Annotated in this window: 18 protein-coding genes; 6 read left to right on the top strand and 12 right to left on the bottom strand. The window is 71.9% G+C overall.

Annotation, left to right across the window (positions count from 1 at the left end):
* Positions 1–137: 137 nt before the first annotated feature.
* The 4 genes from ctlX (at position 138) to ACXJKB_RS09315 (ending at position 3,209) form a co-directional block, all read left to right on the top strand.
* A complete protein-coding gene (gene ctlX, locus ACXJKB_RS09330; RefSeq protein WP_457187631.1) occupies positions 138–1,169 on the top strand; it encodes a citrulline utilization hydrolase CtlX in 1,032 nt (343 codons plus the stop codon).
* A gap of 135 nt (positions 1,170–1,304) precedes the next feature.
* Positions 1,305–1,856: an RNA polymerase sigma factor gene (locus ACXJKB_RS09325; protein WP_457187629.1), complete on the top strand. Its 552-nt coding sequence runs from the start codon at positions 1,305–1,307 to the stop codon at positions 1,854–1,856.
* A complete protein-coding gene (locus ACXJKB_RS09320) occupies positions 1,849–2,538 on the top strand; it encodes a hypothetical protein (RefSeq protein ID WP_457187627.1) in 690 nt (229 codons plus the stop codon). The genes ACXJKB_RS09325 and ACXJKB_RS09320 overlap by 8 nt, the downstream gene beginning before the upstream one ends.
* 56 nt (positions 2,539–2,594) lie before the next feature.
* The gene (locus ACXJKB_RS09315) at positions 2,595–3,209 is read left to right on the top strand and encodes a hypothetical protein (protein ID WP_457187625.1); all 615 of its coding nucleotides are present in this window, start codon (positions 2,595–2,597) and stop codon (positions 3,207–3,209) included.
* 18 nt (positions 3,210–3,227) lie between these two features.
* Here ACXJKB_RS09315 and ACXJKB_RS09310 read toward each other — a convergent pair whose 3' ends face one another.
* From ACXJKB_RS09310 to ACXJKB_RS09265, 10 genes are all read right to left on the bottom strand, one after another.
* Positions 3,228–4,433, bottom strand: a complete 1,206-nt coding sequence (locus ACXJKB_RS09310; protein ID WP_457187635.1) for an Nramp family divalent metal transporter — start codon at positions 4,431–4,433, stop codon at positions 3,228–3,230.
* A 61-nt stretch (positions 4,434–4,494) separates the two neighbouring features.
* Positions 4,495–5,319 (bottom strand): twin-arginine translocase subunit TatC, encoded by an 825-nt coding sequence (gene tatC, locus ACXJKB_RS09305; RefSeq protein ID WP_300052197.1) that lies wholly within the window; start codon positions 5,317–5,319, stop codon positions 4,495–4,497.
* An 11-nt stretch (positions 5,320–5,330) separates the two neighbouring features.
* A complete protein-coding gene (gene tatA / locus ACXJKB_RS09300; RefSeq protein WP_457187623.1) occupies positions 5,331–5,624 on the bottom strand; it encodes a Sec-independent protein translocase subunit TatA in 294 nt (97 codons plus the stop codon).
* A complete protein-coding gene (locus ACXJKB_RS09295; protein ID WP_457187621.1) occupies positions 5,621–5,962 on the bottom strand; it encodes a twin-arginine translocase TatA/TatE family subunit in 342 nt (113 codons plus the stop codon). The genes tatA and ACXJKB_RS09295 overlap by 4 nt, the downstream gene beginning before the upstream one ends.
* A gap of 76 nt (positions 5,963–6,038) precedes the next feature.
* Positions 6,039–6,215, bottom strand: coding sequence for a hypothetical protein (locus ACXJKB_RS09290; RefSeq protein ID WP_457187619.1), 177 nt, complete (start codon positions 6,213–6,215; stop codon positions 6,039–6,041).
* The gene (locus tag ACXJKB_RS09285) at positions 6,212–7,102 is read right to left on the bottom strand and encodes a ferritin-like domain-containing protein (protein ID WP_457187617.1); all 891 of its coding nucleotides are present in this window, start codon (positions 7,100–7,102) and stop codon (positions 6,212–6,214) included. The genes ACXJKB_RS09290 and ACXJKB_RS09285 overlap by 4 nt, the downstream gene beginning before the upstream one ends.
* Positions 7,103–7,293: 191 nt before the next feature.
* Positions 7,294–8,076 carry a ceramidase domain-containing protein gene (locus ACXJKB_RS09280; RefSeq protein ID WP_457187615.1) on the bottom strand — a complete coding sequence of 261 codons (783 nt, stop codon included), beginning with the start codon at positions 8,074–8,076 and terminating at the stop codon, positions 7,294–7,296.
* Between the two features lie 19 nt (positions 8,077–8,095).
* Positions 8,096–10,165, bottom strand: a complete 2,070-nt coding sequence (locus ACXJKB_RS09275; protein WP_457187613.1) for a PhoX family protein — start codon at positions 10,163–10,165, stop codon at positions 8,096–8,098.
* A gap of 126 nt (positions 10,166–10,291) precedes the next feature.
* A complete protein-coding gene (locus ACXJKB_RS09270) occupies positions 10,292–11,581 on the bottom strand; it encodes an endonuclease/exonuclease/phosphatase family protein (RefSeq protein WP_457187611.1) in 1,290 nt (429 codons plus the stop codon).
* A 108-nt stretch (positions 11,582–11,689) separates the two neighbouring features.
* Positions 11,690–12,121, bottom strand: a complete 432-nt coding sequence (locus ACXJKB_RS09265; protein ID WP_457187609.1) for a protein-tyrosine phosphatase family protein — start codon at positions 12,119–12,121, stop codon at positions 11,690–11,692.
* Between the two features lie 51 nt (positions 12,122–12,172).
* On the opposite strand from ACXJKB_RS09265, the gene ACXJKB_RS09260 reads away from it, so the two are divergent.
* Entirely contained in the window at positions 12,173–12,787 is a 615-nt protein-coding gene (locus tag ACXJKB_RS09260) for a hypothetical protein (protein ID WP_457187607.1), read from the top strand.
* Between the two features lie 81 nt (positions 12,788–12,868).
* Here ACXJKB_RS09260 and ACXJKB_RS09255 read toward each other — a convergent pair whose 3' ends face one another.
* Positions 12,869–13,303, bottom strand: coding sequence for an Hsp20/alpha crystallin family protein (locus tag ACXJKB_RS09255; RefSeq protein WP_457187605.1), 435 nt, complete (start codon positions 13,301–13,303; stop codon positions 12,869–12,871).
* A gap of 143 nt (positions 13,304–13,446) precedes the next feature.
* On the opposite strand from ACXJKB_RS09255, the gene ACXJKB_RS09250 reads away from it, so the two are divergent.
* Positions 13,447–13,737: a MerR family transcriptional regulator gene (locus ACXJKB_RS09250; RefSeq protein ID WP_457187603.1), complete on the top strand. Its 291-nt coding sequence runs from the start codon at positions 13,447–13,449 to the stop codon at positions 13,735–13,737.
* Here ACXJKB_RS09250 and ACXJKB_RS09245 read toward each other — a convergent pair.
* Entirely contained in the window at positions 13,729–14,721 is a 993-nt protein-coding gene (locus tag ACXJKB_RS09245) for a 5'-3' exonuclease (protein WP_457187601.1), read from the bottom strand. The genes ACXJKB_RS09250 and ACXJKB_RS09245 overlap by 9 nt on opposite strands.
* Positions 14,722–14,751: the final 30 nt, after the last annotated feature.

The raw sequence follows: 14,751 nt of genomic DNA, 5'->3' as shown, positions 1-14,751 counted from the left end.
CGGCGGGGGCGGTGGCTCCCACGGGGGCGGCGGCGGAGGGTCGCGCAGCTTCGGCGGGGGCGGTGGCTCGCGGGGCGGCGGCGGTGGTGGATCGCGCGGGTTCTGAGGACCGAGCGCGGGTGCCCTACATTCCTCCCGTGAGTGCCCAGGCCCCTTCTGCAGTGATCCTCGTCCGCGCGACCAGCTTCGTCCCCAATCCGGCGACCGCGGCCGACAACGCGTTCCAGGCCGACGCCCCGGCCGGACAGACGGAGGAATCCACGGCGGCCAAGGCGATGGCCGAGATGGACTCGCTGGCCGAGGCCCTGCGCGCCGTCGGCGTACGGGTCCACGTCTTCGACGACGACGACCACACCCGCCCCGACAGCGTGTTCCCCAACAACTGGGTCTCCACCCACGCCGGCGGCACCGTGGCGGTCTACCCGATGTACGCCTCCAACCGCCGCCACGAGCGGCGTGCCGACGTGCTGGAGATGCTCAAGTCGGAGTACCGCGTCCAGGAGATCATCGACTACTCCGGCCTCGAGCCGGACGGCATCTTCCTCGAGGGCACCGGTGCGATGGTGCTCGACCACGTCTCGCGCGTGGCCTACACCGCGCGCAGCCACCGCGCCGACGCCACGGTGCTCGAGCGCTTCTGCACCGACTTCAGCTACGAGCCGATGGCCTTCGATGCCGTCGACTCCGACGGCGTGCCGGTCTACCACACCAACGTCATCGCGTGCATCGGCACCGACGTCGCGATGATCGCCCTCGACATGATCCCCGACGAGCAGCGCCGCGAGCAGGTGCGCGAGCGGCTCGCGGTGACCGGTCGCACGATCATCGAGCTGACCGAGGAGCAGATCCGCGAGTTCGCCGGCAACGCGGTCGAGCTGTGCGGTCGTACGCCGGAGGGCCGGCGCCGCTACGTGATGGCCATGTCTTCCCGGGCGAAGCAGTCGCTGCGTCCCGAGCAGGTGGCGGCGATCGAGGAGACGTGCGAGATCGTCGCGGTCGACATCCCGACCATCGAGCTCGCCGGCGGGTCCGTGCGCTGCATGATCGCCGGCATCCACCTCGACCGCCGTCCGCCGTTGGCCCAGGCCGAGCTCACCGAGGCCGTCGAGGCCATCAACGAGGACAACCCGGTCACCCCCGACGGTCGCTACGTCGACGGCAACGCCTGACCCGACCCGTCCGCTCCGTCCCACTCGCTTCGTGGAACCGTGACCGCCTCGGCGGTGTAGACACGGTGCTGGGCCCAGATTCGGGGTCGAGGGACGGGAGGGACGATCAGCACCGACGACGGCAGCCACGACTTCGTGGACGACGCCGACCTGGTCGGCCGGGTGCGCGCCGGGGACACCGACGCGTACGCCGTACTCGTGCGCCGGCACGCCCCGGTGGCGATGCGCACGGCCGCCCTCCTGGGGGCGGGGAGCGACGCCGAGGACGTGGTGCAGGAGGCGCTGGTGAAGGCGTACCGGTCGCTGGGCTCGTTCCGCGCGGACCGGCCGTTCCGGCCGTGGCTGCTCCGGATCGTCGCCAACGAGACCCGCAACGCCCACCGCTCCGCCGTACGACGTGCCGGTCGGGAGGCGCGGGAGGCCCGCCCACCGCTGACCGACCTGCTCGACCCGTCCGCGCAGGTGGTCGGCCGCGAGGACCGGGAGCGGCTGCTCGCGGCGGTCGGGAGGCTGCCCGACAAGCTCTCCCACGTGGTGGCCTGCCGCTACCTGCTCGAGCTCGACGAGGCGGCCACGGCCGTCGTGCTCGGCGTGCCCCGGGGCACGGTGAAGTCCCGGCTGAGCAGGGGCCTCGCGCGGCTGCGCGACGACCTCGCCACGACGATCGAGGAGGTGGACCATGCCTGACGCACTGGAGGAGCGGCTGTCCGCACTGGCCGCCGACCTGCAGGTGCCGGTCCCGGACGGCCTCGAGCGGGCGGTGATGGACCGCGTCGCCAGGACCCGTCCGCGCCGGCGGTGGCGGCGCTGGCTGGCCGGCCTGGTCGCCGGCCTGCTCGGCGTCGGCGTCGTGGCTTCCCCGGTGGGTGCGGAGATCCGCGGCTGGCTCGGCCTGCCCGGGGTCTCGGTGACGTCCGGTGATCCCGTCACCGAGACGCCGACGGTGCCGCCGGCGCCGGGCACGCCCGACCTCGAGCGCGCGGAGCGGCTCGCCGGCTTCACGCCCGTCGTTCCTGCCGAGCTCGGTGCGCCCGACGGCGTGGAGGTCTCGGCGGACCGGCAGGTGGTGTCGCTCAGCTGGACGGCGGAGGACGGCACGGTCCGGCTCGACGAGCTGCGCGGCGACGTCGAGCCGATCTTCTGGAAGACCGCCGACCAGGCCGAGCGCGTCCTCGTCGCCGGGACCGAGGCGCTCTGGCTGCCGACGGCGCACCGGGTGACCGTGGTCCCCGACGGTGGCTCGGTGCGGGACCTCCCGTCCCGCCTGGCCGGCCCGACCCTGCTGTGGCTCGATGGCGACCTCACCCTGCGGCTGGAGGGCGACCTCGACCTGGCCGAGGCGACGCAGATCGCCGAGTCCGTCGACTGACGGAACCCCGACCGGCGCGGCGGTGTATCCCCGGCAACCCGTCCCGAGGAGGAGCCATGCGCAGGATCCTGGCCGTCGCCGTACTCGCCCTTGCCGCTGCCGTGGGACTGCCGGCTGCGTCCCACGCAGGCGGACCGACGAGCGTGCTCATCACCCAGCCCGGCCAGTCGGCCGGCGCCCTCTACTACGACGATGCGGCGTACGACGCCCTGCTGGGGCTGCTGCCCGCCGACGAGACACGAGGCAAGCCGCTCGCACCCGGTGGCGCTGGTGACGACTACAACCTCACCTGGATGGTCCACGACGTGATGCCGTGGCGCTTCGACCGCGTCCACGTCGCCCCCGACGGGACGGCGTGGGTCATGACGACCTTCTCGGCCGGGGACGCCGGCGGGTGGGCCGAGGTCGACCGGCCGGAGGAGCTCGCGGCCGTGCTGAGGCAGGTGCTGGACGACTCGGTCGCCCCCGAGGTGGTCTCGATCCCGGCCGGTGCCACCCCTGCCCCGGCGCCCGCACCGGCTCCCGCCGAGCCCGGGACGGCGTGGTTCTCGCTCGCCGGCTGGCGCTGGGTGGTGCCCGGCGTGCTGATGGGCCTCGTCGTCGGCGCCGTCGCCGCGCGGCGCTCCCGGGACGAGGAGCCGCGTCAGGTGCTGATCAGCTCCGAGGCGTAGCCCCGGCGACCCGGTGCCTCAGGTGACGAGCTGCACGAGCAGCACGACGTTGAGCACGATGATCGCCCCCGCGGCCGCGACCCCCGCCACGGTCGTCACCCGCCGGTTGACCAGCGACCCCATCACGTCGCGGCGCGCGGTGAACCACACCAGCGGCACCAGTGCGAAGGGGATGCCGAAGGACAGGACGACCTGCGAGGCCACCAGCGCGGCGGTCGGGTCCACGCCGAGGGCGAGGACGACGACCGCCGGCAGCAACGTCACGAGCCGCCGGACGGTCAGCGGGATCCGTCGTCGCAGGAACCCCTCCATCACGACCTGGCCCGACAGGGTGCCGACGCTGCTGGAGGCGAACCCCGAGGCGAGCAGCCCGAGGGCGAAGAGCAGCGCGGCGCCGGTGCCCAGCGTCTCGCCGAGGCCGGCGTACGCGCCCTCGATGGTGTCGATGCCACGACCCGCCAGCGCGGAGGCGGCGACGAGGAGCAGCGAGAGGTTCATCAGCCCGGCGATCGTCATGGCCGTCACCACGTCGATGCGCTGGCCGCGCATGACCGTGCGCCGCGCTTCGTCGGTGCGGGCGTGCAGCCGCTCGCTGGTGAGTGCGCTGTGGAGGTAGATCGCGTGGGGCATGACCGTCGCGCCGAGCATGCCGGCGGCGAGCACGACGCTGTCGATCCCGTCGAAGCGCGGGAGGGTGCCGTCGAGCACCGCCATCGCGTCGACGCCGCTGATGGCGATGTCGTAGACGAACCCGACGAGGATCACCCCGAGCAGGCCGATGATCACGGTCTCGAAGTGCCGGTGCCCGGCGCCCTTCACGGCCAGCAGGGCGAAGGCCACGACGGCGGTGATGGTGCCGCCCACCAGGAGCGGCAGGTCGAAGAGCAGCTTCAGCGCCAGTGCGCCGCCCACGACCTCGGCGAGGTCGGTGGCGATGGCGACCAGCTCCGCCTGTCCCCAGAGCCCTTTCACGACCGGGCGGGGGAGGTGCTCGCGGCACAGCGCCGGGAGGCTGAGGCCCGTCGCGACGCCGGCCTTGGCGGAGAGGTACTGGATGAGCATCGCCATGATGTTGCTGACCACGACCACCCACACCAGCAGGTAGCCGTAGCCCGAGCCGGCCGCGATGTTGGTCGCGAAGTTGCCCGGGTCGACGTAGGCCACCGCGGTCACGAACGCCGGGCCCAGGAGCGGCCAGATGCGTCCGGGACGCGTGGGCGTCACCTCGGCGTCGGCACTCCGGCGACGCGTCGGGGGAGCGGCGTACCTCGTGGTCTGGAACACGTCAGTCCCCGATCCGCACCTGGGCGAGCGCGCGGGCGGCGCGGCGACGGTCGACGGCGCGCGTGATGACCTCCGCGACGAGGAAGAGCACCATCATCGGGACGGCCAGCATGAGCATCGAGAACGGATCGGTGGACGGCGTCGCGACCGCCGCGAAGACCACGGTCGCCATCATGATGATCGACCGGTGCCGCCCGAGCTGCGCACCGGTCACGACACCGGCGAGGTTGAGCAGCACCAGGAAGAACGGCAGCTCGACGGCGAGGCCGAACACCAGCAGCATCCGGGTGAAGAAGGAGAAGTAGTCGCCGAACTCCACCAGGTTCTCGAGGCCGTCGGGCGTGAAGCCGATCAGCACGCCGAGGCCCTTGGGGAGCACGTAGTAACCCAGGGCCACGCCCCCGATGAACAGGGGACCGGCGACCAGCGCGAAGACGCGCGACCACCGCCGTTCGCGCTCGAGCAGCCCGGGGACGACGAACGCCCAGGCCTGCCACAGCCAGTAGGGGCTGGCGGCCATGAGGGCGGCGACGCCGCAGAGCTTGAGGTGGAGCATGAGCGGCCCCGTGGCCCCGGCGACGTACGCCGAGGTCGTGGTGTCCGCCCCCACCAGGTCGCGAGCCTGGTTGTAGGGGCCGAGGACCAGCGCGAGGAGCGGGTCGAAGAAGAGGAGCGAGACGCCGAACGCCACCACCAGGACGAGTGCGGACCGGATCAGCCTGGCCCGCAGCTCACGGAGGTGGCCGGCCAACGACATCGTCCCGGGGGTCGAGCCGGGATGGCTGGGTGCGACACGGAGCATGTCGGTGACACTGGCGATCGACATTGCTGGTCCTCTCAGCCGCGCGAGGCGTCCTGGCCGCGGGGCGTCTCGACGATGATCGGGTCGACGGCCACGTCAGCCGGGGCGGCCACGTGCCTCGGCTCGGCGTTCGTGTCCTTCGTGTCCGACTTGTCGTCGTCCATCAGTCCCTTGGTCTCGGACTTGAAGATGCGCAGGGCCTGGCCGGAGCCGCGGGCCAGCTCGGGGAGCTTGGAGGCTCCGAAGAGCAGGAGCAGGACGGCGAGGATGATGAGCAGCTCCGTGCCGCCCAGCCCTCCGATCAGGAGGGGCGTCGTGGTGGAAGTCATGCGGTCTTCCTTTCATCGGGTGTTGCGGGGGTGAGGACCTCGTCGAGGATCTCCTCGACGGTCTCGTCGTCGACCTCGTCCTCCTCGTCGCGCTCGGCGAGCGCTTCCTCGACCTGGCGGCGGATGAGCTCGCGCGGGTTGAGGTCGCGCAGCTCGAGATCGGCGTAGTCGTCGCCGAGCGAGGAGCGCAGGTCGTCACGGACGGAGTCACCCATCCGCTTGGCGGTCTTGATCCCGTGGGCCAGCTGCTTGGCCAGCCCGGGGAGCTTGTCGGGCCCGAGCAGCACCACGCCGAAGAAGGCGATGACGGCGAGCTCAGGAAGTCCGATGCCGAACATGTGGTGTGTCCTCTCAGCTGCCCCGGGGCGGCCCGGACGCCATGTGGCGCCCGGACCGTCCGGGGAGGGGAAACGCTCAGGCCCGGTGCTTCGCCGGCTGGCGGCTCAGCACGCGGTCGACCTCGGCCGACCAGTGGGCGGGCCGCATCGCGGCGTGGTGCACCGACGGGTGCGTGGCCAGCCACGAGGCGCGCAGCACCACGAGGCCGAGCACGAACATGCCGAGCAGCTCGGTCGCCGGCACGACGATCACGCGCTCTTGTTGATCGCGCCGTTGACGCCCTGGGGGAAGAAGCCGCCCTTGGTGACCGACTTCGGGTTGAGGTAGACCACGTTGAGCACCTCGCCGGCGGACCGGCTGAAGGCGATGCCGTTGCGGTCTACGGGCGTGATGTTGGCCGAGGTCGCGGTGCCGATGGGCTGGTCCCGGTTGCCCTTGCCGTCGAGACTGTCGCGGGCGTTGGAGATCGCACGCGCCGCGTCCTGCATGTCCTTCGAGTAGAGCGCCGAGCGGACGAGACCCGCGTGGTAGGCCTCGACGGCGAGGATGCCGGCCGCCGCCTCCAGGTAGGTCTTGTTGGAGATCAGCGGTGCCGCGCCCTTGTAGGCCGTGACGCCGACGTCCTCGAACAGGTAGGCCGCGAGAAGGAAGTTGTTCTCGTTGGCGAACGGGTCGAAGGTCTGGCCGGGCTGGATCAGGCCGGCCGCGGTCGCGGCTGCGGTGAAGCTGTTCTGCAGGTCGATCTGCGGCCGCGCGACCTTGGCGCCGCCGAGCGCCTTGCGGAGGAACTGCACGTGGTGCAGCTCGTCCCAGGCGATCTCCTTGGCGTAGTTGTAGATGGCAGGCGTCTGGAAGTTGACCTTCTTGCCGCCGATCACGCCACCCTTCTTGCCCTTGCCCGACGTCAGCTTGTCGTCGATGCCGTGGCCGTGGAAGGCGTAGGAGTAGAACTCCGCCTCCAGGTACTCCAGGTTGAGGGCGAAGTTGAGCACCGCGCCGTCGCTGATCCCCGCAGCCTGCGCCGGGGCGGCGGTGGTCGCGCCGAGCGCACCCGCACCGACCACGCCGAGACCGGCGATGCCGGCCGACTTCAGGAACAGGCGGCGGTCGGCCTCGTTCTCCGCGCTCCGGTTGATCATGTCTGTGACTACTGCCTTGCCGAACATGCGTACTCCATCCAGGGATGTCGCTGTGCGTTCAAGGACGCCGCGCCTCCGGCGGCCCGCCGGGACCGTGGCCCGGCTGGTGTGACCGTCGGATTCGGTGCTGGTGGAGCGGACGGATTGGCCGGATGTGGCGTGGACCACCCCCGCGGGTGGGCAGGCGCTGCCTACCGGGTCGTGCGCTCGGAGGCGTAGAGCCGGTAGAGCCAGTACGCCGACACGGCGCACAGCAGGTGCCAGGCAGCATGGCCCTGCAGCAACGAGTCGGGGTCGCACCACCCGGCGTTGCTGAGCAGCCAGATGGTGAAGGCGACCAGCATCGAGGCCAGTGCGACGACGCCGTGGCGGAAGACCCGGCTGGTCTCGCCGCGGCGCCACAGCGCGGTCTCCAGCACGACGGCCACGACCAGCAGCACGCCGAAGGCGAGGTTGCCGGAGTAGTGCACGACGGGGACCGGGTCGGGCCACAGCCCGACGAGCTCGCACGCCGCGACGCAGACGACGTACGCCACCACGAACGACGCGGTGCCGCGCCGGGTCCAGCGCACCCACGCCCAGGCCGCGGCGAAGCCGGCGACCAGGTACATGCTCAGCATGTCGAGGTGGCCGCCCCACTCGCTCTGGGTGGCGTGCATGGCGGCGGAGCCGGGCCCGAGCAGCACGACGACGCACGCGTAGAACGTGGCGACGGTGGTCGACATGACGTGCTCGACACCCGGCTGCGCCGCCGTCCGGCGCTGGGCGTGCAGGGCGATGAGGAGGCCGGCGACGACGAAGCCGAGGTTGGACAGCGTGTTGGCCGGTTGCGCGATCGCGCCGTCGTGCGCCCGTTCGCAGAAGTTGGCGCCGCGACCGACGTCCGGGCCGAGCCAGCCCTGTGCGACCGCCAGGGCGAGCAGCGCCGTCGACCCGACCGCGACCCCGGCGGTGGTGGTGAGGGGCCGTGGCACGGGTCGATCGTAGGGGGACCTAGGCGCGGGTGACCTGCACGACCGTCGGGCGCGGGCCGGCGAACTGCCCGGCGGCGGGTGCCGCGCCGGCGGGCACGTAGTCGGGGAAGCGCGACTGCGGGGCGGCCCACGAGCCGTCCTCGCCCGGGTGCTGGACGGCGACGAACACCGAGTCGTCGCGGTCGCGGACGACCGGACCGCAGGTCTCGGCGCCGGACGGCACGGCCAGGAACTGCTGCACGTGACCGCGCTCGGGACCCTCGACGGGCACCTTGAACAGGCCGTCGCTCACCTTGATCGCGCTCGGCTGGCCGTCGGTGGAGACCCACAGGTTGCCCAGGCTGTCGAAGGCGACGTTGTCGGGGCACGAGATGGGCGAGACCGGACCCGTCCAGCCGCCGAAGTAGCGCCCCGCCGAGGCCTCGTCGCCACAGATCAGGAACAGGTTCCACCCGAACGTGTCGGCCGTGTGGTCACCGCCGGTCGGGATCATCTCCACGACGTGGCCGTCCTTGTTGGCCGGGCGCGGGTTGGGCTCGGTGGGGCCCTCCTTGCCGACCTTGCCGCGGTCGGTGTTGTTGGTGCAGGCGACGTAGATGCGGCCGTTGTGGAGGTTGGGCTCGACATCCTCCGGGCGGTCCATCTTGGTGGGCTGGACGGCGTCGGCGGCCAGGCGCGTGTACACCAGCACCTCCTCCAGCGAGAACCCGGCGACCATCGACTGGCCGCCGCGGGTGAGCGGGATCCACTCGCCGGAGCCGTCGCTGACGCCGTCCTCGAGGCCGTCGCCGGTGAAACGGGCCACCGACAGGTCGCCCTCGCTCAGCAGCGTGAGGTTGTGGCGTCGGGCCTTCGGGCTGTTGCCGGGGCGCATGGTGTCGCGGGAGATGAAGCGGTAGACGTAGTCGAAGCGCTCGTCGTCACCCATGTAGGCCACCACGTGGCCGCCGCGGTTGACGATGACGTTCGCGCCCTCGTGCTTGAAGCGCCCCATCGCGGTGTGCTTCACGGGCGTCGAGGACGGGTCGCTCGGGTCGACCTCGACGATCCACCCGAAGCGGTTGGGCTCGTTGCGGTAGTCGGCGGTCGTGGCGTCCCAACGCGGGTCGACCGAGCGCCAGTTGCGCGAGTCCTGCGTGGCGGAGAGGCCGTAGCGGGTCTCCTTGGGGTCCGTGCCGGTGGCGCGGAAGTACTGGTTGAAGTTCTCCTCACCCGACAGCACGGTGCCCCACGGCGTCGTACCGCCGGCGCAGTTGTTCATCGTCCCGCGGACCGTGCGACCGGTCGGGTCGGCCGCCGTCTTCAGCAGGTCGGACCCGGCGGCCGGACCGTCCACGGTGAACGGGGTGTCGAGGGTGATCCGGCGGTTCAGGCGTGCGCCCGGGACGTACGTCCAGACGTCGCCGCGCCGGCGGCGCCGGAGCTCGACGACCGACATGCCGTGCGCGGCCCAGGCCGTGCGGATCACGGTCGCCGGGTCGGTTCCGGGCGCGAACATGATGCCCTCGTTGGTGTACTCGTGGTTGCACACGAGCAGCGCCTCGGTGCCGGCGCGGTTGGTCTCGATGATGTCGAGGTAGTCGTTGTTGTAGCCGAACTGTCCGGCCTGCGCCTCGGGCGTCTGGCGGGTGCCGTCGAAGGTGGGCGCCCCCGGGAGGATCGGGTCGCCCCACCGCAGGATCGGGTCCCAGCGGTAGCCGGCCGGGACCGTGACGCTGTCGACCGTGGTGGCGACAGGTGCGATCGGGGTGAACGGCAGGTGGCCGGGCTTGCCGTGACCGCCCTTGCCCGGCTTGGGACCGGCAGGAGTGGCAGCCGCGCGAGCCATCGGGACCGCGGTGAGAGCGGCGACGGAGACCCCGGTGCCGACGACGGAGCGGCGGCTCAGGACCGTGGCGGCGACGTCGCGGAAGTACGACGTCTCGGTGGTGTTGGGCACCGGGGCGGAGCAGGCGTCACCGCAGCGCAGGTGACAGGTCACGGCGCTGCGGTTGCCGTGGGTCTGGCCGACCATCGGCAGCAGCGTGCGGGGCGGGATCGAGGTCTGGATCGGGGTCTGGCTCGGGCTCATGGGAGGGCGAAGCGGCATGGGGGGAGTCTCCGGATGTCGTCGGGACGGACAGGCCGACTCTCGTCATCCGGGTGGCCCCCCGAGGGGCCTGCAGGTGGACGTCAGGTGAACGTCCGCGGGCCCCTCGGCGAAGCGGCTGCGGGATCAGTGCCCGTGCGCTCGACCGGTGCTGACGTCGAGCCACACCAGGCGGTGGTCGGTCACCGGGAAGGGGAAGACCCCGATCAGGCGGGTGAACAGCGGGTCGGTGGACGGCAGCCAGTAGACGCCGGTGTTGCGGACCGCCAGTCGCTCGCTGGGCAGGACGTAGTCGACCCGGAGGTTGCCGGGCGCGTTGTCGGCGAAGTCGGCGGTGTCGCGCTCCGCCGGGCCCTGGTGCGTGAGGTTGATGCCCTTGTCACGCAGCGTCGCCTCGACCGCGCCCGTCGAGATGGGCGTCGGGTCCTGGATCCGCGGGTGGTCGAGCAGCTGCCGGATCGCATAGTCGTACGAGTCCCCGTCGACCGGGTCGGCGTTCTGGTCGCCCGCGATCACGAAGTCCTGGCCGCGGCCCAGGCCACCCGTCCCGCCCTCGTCGTCGTAGATGTACGACGCAGCCCTTCCGCCGCTGACGTAGTCGGCCCAGAAGCGGATCTCGTCGTGGTTGCGCCGACCGTTGCGGTCCTCGGCACCGTCGAAGCTGGGCGGCGTCGGGTGGGAGACGAGGAAGTGGACGGGCTTGCGGCCGGGCAGCTTGATCGGCACGTCCCAGTGCGACTTCGAGGACAACCGGAAGACGTCCAGCTCGGCGGGGGAGTACCAGTCCGCCGGCGGGGCAGTGGCCGGGTCGTCGGGTAGCACGGCGCCCGGCATGTCCTTCCACAGGAAGTGCTGGAAGGTGCGGACGTCGTCGACGGCGATCGGGTACTTCGAGTAGACGACCAGGCCGTACTGGCCCGGGAACAGGCCGAAGCCGTAGGCGTCGTCGCCGCCACCGATCACGCCGTTGTTGTTGAGGTCGAACCCGCTCGGGATGCCGGTGTTGGACTCCGCGACGTAGTAGTAGGGGTAGTCGAGCGGTGCGGCGCCGTTCTGGCCCACCGCGAGGTAGTTGTCGCGGAACAGCTCGGCTGCCTCGCCGTCCTCGGCGTAGTCGAACTCGTTGACGAGGATGACGTCCGCGTCGGCGCGCTGGATCGTCTCCGCGGCGCCGGCCGCCTGCGCGTTGCCCGGCGCCGACAGGTCCGCGACCAGCTGGCCCGCAGTGCCGCGATTGAGCGAGGCGTTGAAGGTGGCGAAGCGGACCTCCGTCGGCTTGCCGGGCTTGGCGGGCTTGGCCATGGCCGCCTTGCCCGGGCCCGCGGCGGCGGGCGAGGTCAGGGAGGGAGCGCCGAGTCCGGCGACGGCGAGGGCCGCGACGGCGGCGAGGGCGAGGCGGGTGGTCCGTGAGCGCATGGGTGATGCCTTCCGAGAGAGGGTCGCCAACGTACGACGGGGTCGTCCTGGTGCGGAAGGCCGGTGCCGCCGGGTTCGGCGAGGGGTCGCCGGGTGTTCACCGGGACGTCAGGGCCCGCCGAACTGCTGGACGAACCGCCTCTGCCACGGCGTCTCCACGGCCGCCGGGTGGTAGGAGCGGCGCACGAAGGCCACCGCCTCGTGCGCGGGCACGCCATCGATGACCGCGAGGCAGGCGAGAGCCGTCCCGGTGCGACCCCGACCACCGCGGCAGGCGACCTCGACACGTTGCTCGGACGACCGTCGCCAGACGTCGACGAGTGCCTCCCGCGCGTCCTCGGGGTCGGAGGGCGTCCGGAAGTCCCGCCAGCGGATCCAGCGCGACGGCCAGCTGGGCGGAGGAGGATCCTCGGCTGCCAGGTGGAGCCCGAAGTCCGGCCTGCCGGCGCCGCCCACGTCGGCCAGCGGGCACCCGCGGAGCGTGCGCCCGCTGGGCAGCACGAGCACGCCCGGCGTCGTCGGCTCCCATCCCGCTCCCACTGCGCGACCGTAGCGCCCGATGCAGGTGTACTGCCTGAGATGCTGTCGCCCGTGATCCCCAGCCCCCGGCGTACGGCCATGCTCCTCGTCGGCTGTGTCGTCCTGGGCATCGGTGTCGCGCTGCTGCTGGCGGCCGACCTGGGGTCGGACGGCTACTCGACCTTCGTCAACGGTCTGGCCATCACGACCGGGGTCGACTTCTGGATCGTCAACCTCGTCGTCGGCGTCGTGCTGGTGGCACTGGCGGCGCTCCGGAAGGTCTACCCGGGGATCGGCACGGTGGTGCAGGTCGTGCTGGTCGGGGTGACGGTCTCGGTGGTGCTGGACCTGATCACGACGCCCGACACGCTGGGGTGGCGGGCGGCCCTCCTGACGGCCGCCTTTCCCGTGCTGGCGCTGGGCATCGCGCTCTACCTCGGCAGCCACACCGGCGCCGGGCCGGCCGAGGCGGCCGCGCTTGCGTGGGACCCGCCGGTGCCCTTCAAGTGGAGCTACAGCGTGGTGCAGGGCGGGGGAGCGCTGGGCGGGTGGCTGCTGGGCGCGACGGTGGGCGTCGGCACGCTCGCGGTGATCCTGCTCCTCGGTCCCGCGGTGGACCTCGCGGCCCGGTTGTTGTCGCTCGATCTCCACCAGCAGGCGGATCCTGGGCAGCACGTCGCGACCTAGGTGCGCGCGGATCGGCCGCGGAGCCGCAGCACACTGCGCAAGGGCTGCGACCCCGCGACCAGGGATGGGTGGGTCGGCTGGTCAGACGGTCAGCTGGGCGTGCTCGCCGCGGCCCGAGCCCGACTGCGCGATCTCGATCTTGCGGGGCTTGGCCTTCTCCGCGACCGGGACGACCAGCCGCAGCACCCCGTCGGCGTACGTCGCCTCGATGCGGTCGAGGTCGAGGTTGTCGCCCAGCACGAGCTGACGGCTGAACGCGCCGCGGGGACGCTCGGAGGCCAGCGGCTCCCAGTCGCCGTTGCGGGCCACCCGCTCGGCGCGCACGGTGAGGACGTTGCGCTCGACGTCGAGGTCGATGCTGTCGGTGTTGACGCCGGGCAGGTCGAACTCGATCACGAAGCGGTCGCCCTCGCGCCACGCGTCCATCGGCATGACCGCGGGACGGTTGGTCGTGCCCAGCAGCTGCTGGGTGAGCCGGTCGAGGTCACGGAACGGGTCGGTGGTTCGAAGCAACATCGTCTCCTCCTGGATCTGCCGGGTGGACCTGCAAGCGCTGTGGTCCACGACCTGTACTGATGGATACAGGTTTGTTATACCCACGGGATGAGGCAGGATCAAGCCGTCCGGTGAAGAATTTCGTGGGGTCCAGGAGGTGCTCGGTGGCTGCCAGCGACGACGGCGTCTACGCGATCTCCGTGGCCGCCTCGATGGTGTCGATGGAGATCCAGAACCTCCGCGTCTACGAGCGCCGCGGGCTGCTGACGCCCGACCGGACGTCGGGCGGCAGCCGCCTCTACAGCGACGACGACGTGCTCCGGCTCGAGCGCATCCGTGACCTGCTCGCCGAGGGGCTCAACCTCGTCGGCATCGCGCGTGTCCTCGAGCTCGAGGACGAGGTGGACCGGCTGCGGGCGCAGCTGGGTGAGGGCCAGGGCGAGCAGTCAGCCTGACGCCGGGCGGCTGGTCAGCACCCGCACCGCGAAGTCGGTGGTGAAGTCGTTGTCGAGGAAGCCGACCACCTGGGTGACCCGGTCGAGGTCGAGCGGCAGCAGCCCGCGCGAGCCGGGGACGTCGGGGGTCAGGCCGAGGTCGAGGTCGTCGCGCCCGGACATCATCTGCACGTTGAACTCGTAGCGCTCGCGGGCACCCGGGGCCGAGAGGCGGCGTACGACGGTGGCGCCGACGCGACGCCCGCCGGTCTCGGCCGACCAGTCGTCGAGCGCGCCGAGGAGTGCGGTGCCGCCGTTGTGGTCGATGTCCGACCACGCGGCGTCCATCGAGCCGGCGACGTCGAGCAGGATCGCGGCGGTCTTCTCGCCGATGCCCTGCACGCCGGGCAGGTTGTCGCTGCTGTCGCCCCGCAGCGCCGCGAAGGCCAGGTAGTTGGCCGGGCGCACGCCGTACATGTTGAACAGGCTCGCCGGGTTGAGCGTGGGCGAGCCGTGGATCCCGCCGTCGATGAGCCGCAGCACCCGCGTGTGGTGGCTGATGTGGGCGAAGGCGTCGCGGTCGGAGGTGATGATCACGCAGTCCCAGCCGTTGGCCGTCGCCCAGGTGGCACCCGAGGCGTTGACGTCGTCGGCCTCCAGGCCCGGCGGGGTCAGGGTGGCCAGCCCCAGCGCGTCGAGCAGGGCGGCCGCGCGGTCGAGCTGGTCGATCAGCTCGGGGTCCTTCTCCGCCCGGCCGGCCTTGTAGTCGGGGTAGAGGTCGCGGCGCATCGATCCGGATCGGTCGTCGAGGCCGAAGACGACGGCGTCGGGGGCGAAGGAGTCGATCGACTCGAGGATCTGGCGCAGCATCCCGTGCAGCGCCCAGATCGGGCGACCCTGCCGGTCGCGCAGCCCGGTGTGCGACCGCGCGTGGTGGTTGCGGTGCAGCAGCGACGGGGCGTCGACGACGAGCAGCAGCCGGCGGGTGCGGGTGTTCGGTGTCATGGCGATCGGCGACAGCCTAGGCGAGGCTCG

The organism is Nocardioides sp. P5_E3 (assembly GCF_054049275.1).
Note: the sequence above shows the minus strand (reverse complement) of the source record. Positions and strands in the feature narration are given on the sequence as shown.

Excerpts from the sequence above, each read along its gene's own strand:
- ACXJKB_RS09320 (WP_457187627.1), top strand. The coding sequence starts at position 1,849 with ATGCCTGACGCACTGGAGGAGCGGCTGTCCGCACTGGCCGCCGACCTG.
- ACXJKB_RS09315 (WP_457187625.1), top strand. The coding sequence starts at position 2,595 with ATGCGCAGGATCCTGGCCGTCGCCGTACTCGCCCTTGCCGCTGCCGTG.
- tatC (WP_300052197.1), bottom strand. The coding sequence starts at position 5,319 with ATGTCGATCGCCAGTGTCACCGACATGCTCCGTGTCGCACCCAGCCAT.
- tatA (WP_457187623.1), bottom strand. The coding sequence starts at position 5,624 with ATGACTTCCACCACGACGCCCCTCCTGATCGGAGGGCTGGGCGGCACG.
- ACXJKB_RS09295 (WP_457187621.1), bottom strand. The coding sequence starts at position 5,962 with ATGTTCGGCATCGGACTTCCTGAGCTCGCCGTCATCGCCTTCTTCGGC.
- ACXJKB_RS09285 (WP_457187617.1), bottom strand. The coding sequence starts at position 7,102 with ATGATCAACCGGAGCGCGGAGAACGAGGCCGACCGCCGCCTGTTCCTG.
- ACXJKB_RS09275 (WP_457187613.1), bottom strand. The coding sequence starts at position 10,165 with ATGCCGCTTCGCCCTCCCATGAGCCCGAGCCAGACCCCGATCCAGACC.
- ACXJKB_RS09270 (WP_457187611.1), bottom strand. The coding sequence starts at position 11,581 with ATGCGCTCACGGACCACCCGCCTCGCCCTCGCCGCCGTCGCGGCCCTC.
- ACXJKB_RS09255 (WP_457187605.1), bottom strand. The coding sequence starts at position 13,303 with ATGTTGCTTCGAACCACCGACCCGTTCCGTGACCTCGACCGGCTCACC.
- ACXJKB_RS09245 (WP_457187601.1), bottom strand. The coding sequence starts at position 14,721 with ATGACACCGAACACCCGCACCCGCCGGCTGCTGCTCGTCGTCGACGCC.